Annotated in this window: 9 protein-coding genes; 1 reads left to right on the top strand and 8 read right to left on the bottom strand. The window is 72.4% G+C overall.

Translation table 11 applies throughout. The features are described 5' to 3' along the window. Positions 1 to 12: 12 nt before the first annotated feature. The 8 genes from ACZ6S5_RS34570 to ACZ6S5_RS34535 all read right to left on the bottom strand — a co-directional run bounded on the left by ACZ6S5_RS34570 (position 13) and on the right by ACZ6S5_RS34535 (position 7,972). Entirely contained in the window at positions 13 to 2,076 is a 2,064-nt protein-coding gene (locus ACZ6S5_RS34570; protein WP_466006497.1) for an amylo-alpha-1,6-glucosidase, read from the bottom strand. Continuing rightward, on the bottom strand, positions 2,076 to 2,447 hold the full coding sequence (locus tag ACZ6S5_RS34565; RefSeq protein ID WP_466006496.1) for an SCP2 sterol-binding domain-containing protein: 372 nt from the start codon (positions 2,445 to 2,447) through the stop codon (positions 2,076 to 2,078). The genes ACZ6S5_RS34570 and ACZ6S5_RS34565 overlap by 1 nt, the downstream gene beginning before the upstream one ends. A 169-nt stretch (positions 2,448 to 2,616) precedes the next feature. Then, a complete protein-coding gene (locus ACZ6S5_RS34560) occupies positions 2,617 to 3,033 on the bottom strand; it encodes a CBS domain-containing protein (RefSeq protein WP_466006495.1) in 417 nt (138 codons plus the stop codon). 88 nt (positions 3,034 to 3,121) lie between these two features. After that, positions 3,122 to 3,562 (bottom strand): PPOX class F420-dependent oxidoreductase, encoded by a 441-nt coding sequence (locus ACZ6S5_RS34555; RefSeq protein ID WP_466006498.1) that lies wholly within the window; start codon positions 3,560 to 3,562, stop codon positions 3,122 to 3,124. A 145-nt stretch (positions 3,563 to 3,707) separates the two neighbouring features. Further along, a complete protein-coding gene (locus tag ACZ6S5_RS34550) occupies positions 3,708 to 4,733 on the bottom strand; it encodes an aspartate-semialdehyde dehydrogenase (RefSeq protein ID WP_466006494.1) in 1,026 nt (341 codons plus the stop codon). A 286-nt stretch (positions 4,734 to 5,019) separates the two neighbouring features. Then, on the bottom strand, positions 5,020 to 6,366 hold the full coding sequence (locus tag ACZ6S5_RS34545; RefSeq protein WP_466006493.1) for a M16 family metallopeptidase: 1,347 nt from the start codon (positions 6,364 to 6,366) through the stop codon (positions 5,020 to 5,022). Continuing rightward, complete coding sequence (locus ACZ6S5_RS34540; RefSeq protein WP_466006492.1) at positions 6,363 to 7,655, bottom strand: M16 family metallopeptidase; 1,293 nt, start codon at positions 7,653 to 7,655, stop codon at positions 6,363 to 6,365. The genes ACZ6S5_RS34545 and ACZ6S5_RS34540 overlap by 4 nt, the downstream gene beginning before the upstream one ends. Before the next feature lie 104 nt (positions 7,656 to 7,759). Next, the gene (locus ACZ6S5_RS34535) at positions 7,760 to 7,972 is read right to left on the bottom strand and encodes a hypothetical protein (protein WP_466006491.1); all 213 of its coding nucleotides are present in this window, start codon (positions 7,970 to 7,972) and stop codon (positions 7,760 to 7,762) included. Positions 7,973 to 8,229: 257 nt separating this feature from the next. On the opposite strand from ACZ6S5_RS34535, the gene ACZ6S5_RS34530 reads away from it, so the two are divergent. Then, positions 8,230 to 9,315, top strand: coding sequence for a 3-deoxy-7-phosphoheptulonate synthase (locus tag ACZ6S5_RS34530; RefSeq protein ID WP_466006490.1), 1,086 nt, complete (start codon positions 8,230 to 8,232; stop codon positions 9,313 to 9,315). Positions 9,316 to 9,418 lie beyond the last annotated feature (103 nt).

The raw sequence follows: 9,418 nt of genomic DNA, 5'->3' as shown, positions 1-9,418 counted from the left end.
GCACCGGCAGCCCTAGCCGCCGGCCAGGTTGTGCAGGTCCAGCCGGCCGCGGGCGAAGGCGTCCACCCGGCCCCACCGGCCCGGGATGTCCAGCACCTCGATCCGGCCCATGCCCACCGGCAGGCGCGGATCGACCGCCAGGTGTCCCTCGTGCGGCTCCAGCCCCAGCATGGTGCGGATCAGCAGCAGCGGGGTCCCCGTGGACCAGGCCTGCGGGCTGCACGCCGTCGGGTACTCCACCGGGAACTTGGTGAGCTCCCGCCGGTAGCCGCCGAACGCCTCCGGCAGCCGGCCGTCGAAGTACATCGCCGCGTCCAGGATGCCGTTGGCGATGGTGGCGGCCTCCTCGGCGAAGCCGTACCGGCGCAGGCCCCAGGCGATGAAGGAGTTGTCGAACGGCCAGATCGTGCCGTTGTGGTAGCCGATCGGGTTGTAGCGGACCTCGCCCTCGGCCAGGGTGCGCACCCCCCAGCCGGACCAGAGCCGGGGCCCGACCAGGTGCCCGGCGATCTTCGCCGCCCGCTCGTCGTCGACGATGCCGCTCCACAGCAGGTGTCCCATGTTGGAGCTGAGCACGTCGCACCGCCGCCCGTCGGGATCCAGGGCGAGGGCGTAGAACTCGCCCTCCTCCACCCACCAGTCCCGGTTGAACCGCTCCTTCAGCGCCGCGGCCTCCCGCTCCAACTGGTCGGCGTACGCCGGGTCGCCCCAGAACTCCCGGGCCAGGCGGGCGGCCCGCATCTTCGCGTCGTACGCGTACCCCTGCACCTCACAGGTGGCCCGGGGGAACGGCGGCAGGGAGCCGTCGGAGTACGAGATGGAGTCCCAGGAGTCCTTCCAGCACTGGTTCTCCAGGCCGTTCTCGGTGTTGCGGCGCTCGTACCAGATGTAGCCGTTGCCCACCAGGTCGGCGTAGTCGTCGACCCAGTGCAGCGCCGCCCGGCACTCCCGTTCCAGCTCCTTGACCAGCGCGGCGTCCCCGGTCCATTTCTCGTACTCGTCGAGCAGCACCACGAACAGCGGCGTGGCGTCCACCGAGCCGTAGTACGGCGAGTGCGGCTGCTCCTCGAAGGCGGCCGTCTCGCCGTACCGCATCTCGTGCAGGATGCGGCCCGGGTCCTCGTCGCGGAAGTCGTCGAACCGGGTGCCCTGCAACGCGCCGAGGATCCGCAGCGTGGTCTTGGACATGTCCGGCGCGAACGGCAGCACCTGGAGGCAGGTGAAGATGCTGTCCCGGCCGAACATGGTCATGAACCAGGGCAGGCCGGCGGCCGGCAGCGTCTGCCCGCCGAGGGACAGCGGCGAGAACCGCAGCGCCGCCAGGTCGACCAGGCTGCGCCGGTACGTCGAGGACACCCGGCCGTGCTCGCTGTTCACCTTCGGCGCCTTGGCGATCCACTCCTCCAGGTCGTGCTGGAGGGCCAGCCGCTCGGTCCCGTGCGCGCGCAGTCCCATCCGCAGGTCCCGACCGCCCGGGCCGACCGCGAAGGTCTGCACGTCGATGGCGGTGTCCCACTGCTCGTTGGGTTCCAGGTGGATGGTGAAGGCGAAGCCCTCGCGGTCGTACCGGGCCGGCCGGGAAGAGGTGATCACCGTCTCCCGCCGGAAGTTCCCGCGCCGGTAGCCGAGCCGCAGCCGGTCCGCCTCGGCCTCGCTGTAGATCTCGCCCTTCTTGTTCAGGATCTCGTCCTTGACCTGGAAGAGGTCGGCGAAGTCGGAGGCCGCCGCCATCCGCACCTCCAGGTCCACCGCCTTCTCGTCGTGGTTGAGGATGGTCAGGCTCTCCCGGAAGCTGCCGCCCACCGCGCGCTCCCGGATGATCGACAACTTGGCGTCGACGTAGTGCGTGGCCATGCCGGGGACGAGGAAGAACCGCGCCTCGTAGTACTGGAGGTCGTCGTAGGAGAGGGCGTTTAGTCGCTCGCCGTTGACGGTCAGCACCCAGCGGGACAGGAACCGGGTGTCGATGGAGAACAGCCCGGTCGGCTCGGTCGGGGTGGCCTCGATGTCCCCGGTGTCCTCGGAGACCACGAAGGTGTTGCCGTCGAGGATCCGGACGGTGTTGGTGTCAGCCATCAGAATCCCTCCCTCCCGAACGCGTGATGCGGCCCCTGGGAATCCGGTGGGCCGGGGAAGAGCCGTTCGACCTGGAGCACCAGCCGCAGGTCGCCCGACACGGTCATGTCGCCCCGCAGGAGGGCCGCGATGGCGTTCTCCTGGCCGGCGACCAGCTCACCGAAGAGCCGGGGACCGGTCCCCACCACCGTGTCGGCCTCCCGGTCCTCCTGCCGGACCTGGAGCTTGCCCCGGTCGATCTGCAGCAGCCAGTGCGTCGTGTGGGCCCCCTCGTGCAGGTCGAAACGCAGGGTTCCGGCGGTCTTCGCCAACAGGGGCTCGAACCCCCGCCGGTCGAGGTCCTCGAAGAACCTTGTGGTCGCGTCCACCATCGGTTCCACTCCTCCCGCCATCCGCGGCGTGCGGCGTCCGAGGAGGGGTCCCCGCCGGGTACGCGGTCAACCTCGCCCAGTTCGGGTGAGTCGGGCATCGGCGGGCCGGCCCGGGCGTACGCGAACGCCGACCCCCGAACCGGAGGTCGGCGTCACCGCGGCGGACAGCTCAGTTGTTGGGTTCGTCGGCGCTGATGTCGGCGAGCACCGACTGGGGTTCCCGCTCGACGGCGAGGTCGCCCATGGAGACCAGCCCCACCAGCCGGCCGTCGTCGATCACCGGCAGCCGCCGGACGGCGTACGTCCGCATCAGGTCGGCGGCGGCGACCGCGTCGTCGTACTGGCTCACCGTCACCACGTTCTTGCTGGTGATCTGGTTGAGCCGGGTGGTGCTCGGGTCCATGTTCTCGGCGACGCCGCGGACCGTGATGTCCCGGTCCGTGACAATGCCGACCACGTTGTCGCCGTCGGTCACCACCACGTCGCCGATGGCGCTGTCGCGCATCTCCTGCGCCGCGGCGGTGAGGGTGTCGCTGCCGTCCATCGTCACCAACCGGGTCGTCATGAACTCTCCGACCGTTGTCATGGTGCTCCCCTCTCGGTTCCGGCACCGCGGTCTACCCGCCGCCCCGGCCGGGGTAACCGGCGCGGACGCCCGGCCGATGGCGCAGCCGTCAGCCGCGCGGGGGCATCCCGTAGACCCGCTCGACGTGCAGCCGGAGCACGAGGCGGCGCTCGGCGACCATGGCCCGCCGGAAGTCGTCCCAGTCCGGATGTTCGCCCTGCACCGCGCGGTAGAGCCCGACGAGTTCCTCGACGGTCGGATCGTCCGGCCGCTCGGCCACCGGGGTCAGCTCCGCCCGCGCCTCCGCCACCGCGTACGCCCAACCGTCCTCGCTGCTGACGTGGAAGCTGCTCCGGGGATCCCGGCGCAGGTTGGCGGTCTTGGCCCGTCCGTCGGTGACCGAGACGCGAATCAGTCCCGGCTCGCGGTCGAAGGAGTAGATCACATTGGACAGCTGCGGACGGCCGTCCCGCTTGATGGTGGCGAGGATCCCGAGCCGGCGGCTCGCGATGAGATCGGTCAGGGCCTGCTGGGTCTGCTCGTCCGCCATGGCGGCCTCCCGCGTCGAGACGTCGTGGTCGCCACCCATCCCACCGCACCCACGTCCCCGCCGCCCGGCGCCTCGCCGGCCTTGCCCGTCCGGTGCCGGCACATGACTCGGGTGCCGGCACCGGAATCGGCGCGGCCGGACGGGATCAGCGGCGCTCGGCGGCGACCAGTTCGGCCAGTTGCACGGCGTTGAGCGCGGCGCCCTTGCGCAGGTTGTCGTTCGAGCAGAACAGGGCCAGGCCGTGCTCGACGGTCTCGTCGGCGCGGATCCGCCCGACGTACGTCGGGTCCTGGCCGGCCGCCTGGAGCGGGGTCGGCACGTCCGACAGCGCCACGCCGGGCGCGCCGTCCAGCAGCTCGTGCGCCCGGGCCGGGCTGATCGGCCGGGCGAAGCGGGCGTTGATCTGGAGCGAGTGGCCCGTGAAGACGGGCACCCGTACGCAGGTGCCGGAGACCTTCAGCCCGGGGATCTCCAGGATCTTGCGGCTCTCGTTGCGCAGCTTCTGCTCCTCGTCGGTCTCGAAGGAGCCGTCGTCGACGATCGAGCCGGCGAGCGGAAGCACGTTGAACGCGATCGGTCGGGCGAACGAGCGGGGCGCGGGGAACTCCACGGCCGACCCGTCGAAGGTGAGCCCGCTGGCGTGCTCCGCCACCTTGCGCACCTGCTCGTCCAGCTCGGCCACGCCGGCCAGCCCGGCGCCGGAGACCGCCTGGTACGTCGAGACCACCAGGCTGACCAGCTCGGCCTCCTGGTGCAGCGGCCGCAGCACCGGCATGGCGGCCATGGTGGTGCAGTTGGGGTTGGCCACGATGCCCCTCGGCCGGTCGGCGATGGCGTGCGGGTTGACCTCGGCGACCACCAGCGGCACCTGCGGGTCCATCCGGAACGCGGAGGAGTTGTCGATGACCACCGCGCCGGCCTCGGCGACCCGGGGGGCCAGCTCCTTGGCGGTGCCCTTGCCCGCCGAGAAGAGCACGATGTCCAGACCCCGGTAGTCGGCGGTGGCCGCGTCCTCCACGGTGATCTCGCCGTCCCGCCAGGGCAGGCTGCGCCCGGCCGACCGGGCCGAGGCGAACAACCGCACCTGCTCCGCCGGGAAGTCGCGCTCCGCCAGCACCTGCCGCATCACGCCACCGACCTGGCCGGTGGCCCCCACAATGCCGATCCTCATGCCCGCGAGGCTACCCAGCCCGACGGGACGAGCGGGAAGCCTTTCCCATCGCGCGGGCCCCCGCCAGCGGCCGTACCGCCCCCGACCAGGCCCGTCACCCGCAAATGACCCCACCGAGCGACGCGCCACCCCGAAGATTCACCCGTCGTCGGGGCTGCCGACCGCAGCATCCGCGCCCCAGCCCGGCGACCGGCGGCCGGGGAAGCGACCGGAATCACACCGCCGATGTGGCGGTGTCCTCGGCCTGCCGACACCGCCACATCGCCGACCTGGCGACGGCCCCTCGTCAGGGGGCGTGGTCGACGACCTCGCCGAGGCCGGCGGCGACCAGCTCGTCCCGGATGACCGCCGAGTCGCCCTCCACCACCAGGGTGAGCGACTCCGGGTGCAGGTGCGTCTCGGCAGCCGCCGAGACCTGTGCGACGTCGGCGGCGAGCAGCGACTCGCGCAGCCGGGCGTGGTAGTCGTCCGGCAGGTCGTGCACCACCAGCGTGGTCAGCGCGGCGGCGATCGCGCGCGGACTCTGCAGCTCGACGGAGAGCTGGCCGGCCCGCCACGAGCGGGCCACGTCCAGCTCCTCCTCGGTCACCCCGGTCAACCGGGTACGCGAGACCTCACCGACCGACTCGACCAGGGCCGGCGCGGTCACCGCGGTCTGCACGCCGGAGCTGATCGCGAACCGCCCGAACCGGCGGGACGAGGCGAAGTCGCCACGGATGCCGTACGTGTAGCCGTGCACCTCGCGGATCAGGTGGTTGAGCCGGGAGGTGAACGCTCCGCCGAGCACCGTCCCGGCGAGCGTCATCGGCACGTGGTCCGGGTGGGCCCGGTGCGGGGCGGGGTGCCCGAGGCGGAGCGTGGACTGCACCGAGCCGGGCCGGTCGACCAGGATGACCTTCCGCCGGCCGGACAGCGGCACCTCGATCGGGCCGCCCTTCTCGACCGGTCCGCCCCCGGTGCCGGCGAACGCCGCGGCGCCGAGCGCGTCCAGGTCGAGCCGGTCCAGGTCACCGGCGACGATCAGCGTCCCGGGACGGATGAACCACTCGGAGTGGAAGACCGTCACGTCGTCCACGTCCAGGGCGGCGACGCTCTCCGGGTCGCCGTACATCGGCCGGCCCCAGCGGTTGTCCGCGCCGAACAGGTCGGCGCGCAGCACCGCGTCCGCGCGCGGGCCGGGGTTGGCCCAGTCCATCCGCAGCGCGGTCGCCTCGTCGTCGCGGACCCGCAGCACGTCCACCGGCTCCAGCCGGGGCGTACGGACCGCCTCGGCGAGCAACTCCACGGCCGCACTCAGCCGGTCCACCGGGACCTGGACGCTGACCTGGAACGAGTCCCAGTCCAGCCCGATCACCAGCTCGGTGCCGAGCGCCTCGATGGCCAGCGCGTAGGCGGTGCCGTCCCGCTGGGCGGTGCCCTCCTCCAAGGCCTTGGCGAGCACCCCGCCCAGCCCTTCCTTGCCGACCGGCTCCCGGCCGGCGCCGGCGTCGAGGAGCAGCAGCGCGACGGCCAGGTTCTGCCCGGGCAGGTGCGCGGCGACGACCTGCCCGCCCGCGACGGTCCGGCGGACCACCTGCGGGAACCGGTACGGGCGGGCGGCGCCCGGGCCGGGACGGGTGGCGATCAACGTCATGGCTTCTCCTCGGGCAGGTAGGTGAGGGTCACCCGGTCGGCCGCACCGAGCAGCTCGGCGGCCTGTTCGGCGATCTGCTCGGCGGTGACCGCGAGCCACGCCGGCAGGCGCTCACCGATCTTCGCCGGATCACCGAACTGGGTGGCGTACCGGCCGAGCACGTCGGCCCGGCCGTCCACCGTGGACATGTGCCGCCACCACTGGGTGCTCAGCAGCGCCTTGGCCCGGTCCAGCTCGGCCGTGGTCACCGGGACGGTGGCTAGCTCGTCGATGACGTCGGTCAGCCCGGCGCGCAGCCGCTCGGCGTCCACCCCGGGGCGGGCGGTGGCGGTGGCGATCAGCGGGGCCGGCGCGTACGCCAGGTCCACCCCGTACGCCCCGACCAGATCCGGCTGGGCGATCCGTTCCCCGTCGGCGAGCCGCTGGTAGAGGCGGCTGCCTCGGCCGGTACCCAGGACGGTGGCGAGCACGGTGGTCACGTCGTACCCCGTGGTGCCGTAGGGGTGGGTGCGGTGCGCGACGTACACGCGGGGCGCGGGCACGTCGGCGACGACCTTCTCCACCGCCGGCCGCCCGGTCGCCGGCACGGTCCGCCCGTCCGGCGCGGCGGGGATCTCCTCGCGCGCCGGGACGGCCCCGAAGTACTTGTCGGCCAGCGCGAACACCTCGGCGGCCGTGGTGTCGCCGACCACGGTGAGGACCGCGTTGTTCGGCGCGTAGTAGGTGGTGTGGAACGCCTGGAAGGTGGCCAGGTCGGCGGCGTTCAGATCGGCCATCGACCCGATCGTCGCGTGATGGTACGGGTGGCCCGGCGGGTAGAGCAGCGGCAGCAGCCGCAGCCAGGCGTCGCCGTACGGGACGTTCTCGTAGCGCTGGCGGCGCTCGTTCTTCACCACGTCCCGCTGGTTGTCCAGCGTCTCCTGGGTCAGCGCCGGCACCAGGCCGCCCATCCGGTCGGCCTCCAGCCACAGCGCCAGCTCCAGGTGCTCGGCCGGGACCGTCTCGAAGTAGTTGGTCCGGTCCGGGTTGGTGGTGGCGTTGAGCGAGCCGCCGGAACCCTGGATGAGCTTCATGTGCTCGGTCTTCGCCACGTTCACCGAGCCCTCGAACATCAGGTGCTCGAAGAGGTGGGCGAAGCCGGTCTGCCCCTCGGGCTCGTGCCGGGAGCCCACGTCGTACCAGAGGTTGACGGCGACCGCGGGAGCGGTACGGTCCTCGCTCACCACCACGCGCAGGCCGTTGTCCAGTCGGGTCGTCTCGATGGGCCAGGGGTAACCGCTGTCGGGCATGGCACGACGCTATCCGATCTCGCGGGCGGAAAGGGGACGTGCGCGAGCACGGCGTCCGGAAGGACGCCCCGCCCAGGCTCGCTCCGCGGGGCCGTACGCGCCGGTCAGTCCGGCGGCTCGGCGGGGGTCACGGTCTGGTCGGACGTCCGGTGCTCCAGGGTGGTGTCCTCGGCGACGTTCCGGTCCTCCCGGATGTCCGATTCGGTGAGGATCGCGTCGGCCTGGGCCGCGGCGTCGTCGCTGCCCACCGCCTTCTCCTCGGGCAGCAGGTGAGAGCGGGACTCGATCCGCTCCTGGTCGCTCTGGTCGTGACTCATGTCTCCTCCCATACCCCGCGTTCCGCACTCCGGAACGGAGCGGGACTTCCCGGTCGCATCGGGTAAGCTGGCTGGCGTGACGCGGTCGTATCGATGGTTTAGGCAGCCGGCTGGAGGAGCCGGTGACTCGACCATGATCTGACGTCACTCCTCTTCGAGCCGGCCGGGCAGGGATTCTCCCTGCCCTTTCGTGTACGAGCAGCCGGCTCGACCTCGGGCGCCGGCCCCGGGGCACGGTCGGCGGAAGGAAGCCCACCGTGACGACCCCGGACGCCCATCGGGTCATCGACCAGCGGATCGACCGTGTCGTGCCGCTGACCACCCCGGCCCTGCTGCACCACCACCTGCCGCTGGAGGCCCCGCTCGCCGAGGCCGTGGTGGCCGGTCGACGTGCCGTCGGCCGGGTGCTGGACCGGGCCGACGACCGGCTGCTGGTCGTGGTCGGCCCGTGCTCGGTGCACGACCCCGCCGCCGCCCTCGAGTACGCGGGCCGGCTGCGCGAGGTCGCCGACCGGCTCGCCGACGACCTGCTGGTGGTGATGCGCGTCTACTTCGAGAAGCCGCGCTCGACGGTGGGCTGGAAGGGCCTGATCAACGACCCGGGGCTGGACGGCTCCGGGGATGTCAACACCGGGCTGCGTACCGCCCGCGCGCTCCTGCTCGACGTGCTGCGCCTCGGCCTGCCCGTGGGCTGCGAGTTCCTCGACCCGATCACCCCGCAGTACATCGCCGACACGGTCGCCTGGGGCGCGATCGGCGCGCGGACCGTGGAGAGCCAGGTGCACCGGCAGCTCGCCTCCGGCCTGTCCATGCCGATCGGCATGAAGAACCGCCCCGACGGGAGCATCTCGACCGCGGTGGACGCGATCCGGGCGGCGGGCGTGCCGCACGTCTTCCCCGGCATCGACGTCTCCGGCACCCCGGCGATCATGCACACCCGGGGCAACGCCGACGGCCACCTGGTGCTGCGCGGCGGCGGCGGCCGACCCAACTACGACGCGGAGTCGGTGGCCGCCGCGCTGGACCTGCTCCGGGCGGCCGGCCTGCCGGAACGCGTGGTGATCGACGCCAGTCACGCCAACAGCGGCAAGGACCACCGCAACCAGCCGTTGGTCGCCGCCGACGTGGCCGCCCAGCTCGCCGCCGGCCAGCGCGGCATCGTCGGCGTCATGCTGGAGAGCTTCCTCCAGCCCGGCCGGCAGGATCTCGACCCCACCCGCGAGCTGGAGTACGGCAAGTCGGTCACCGACGCCTGCATCGGCTGGGACACCACCGCCGAGGTCCTCGACCACCTCGCCCAGGCCGTCCGCACGCGCCGCGCCACCCTCCCCACCCCCGCCTGACCGCCACCCCCCGCCCCCGCGCCGTTGATCATGAAGTTGACGGCAGTAGTGGAGATCCACATCGCCGCCAACTTCATGATCAACCCGGGCGGTGGGGTGGAAG

This window comes from Micromonospora sp. NPDC051924 (genome assembly GCF_055586005.1).
This window is presented reverse-complemented; position numbering and strand designations above follow the sequence as displayed.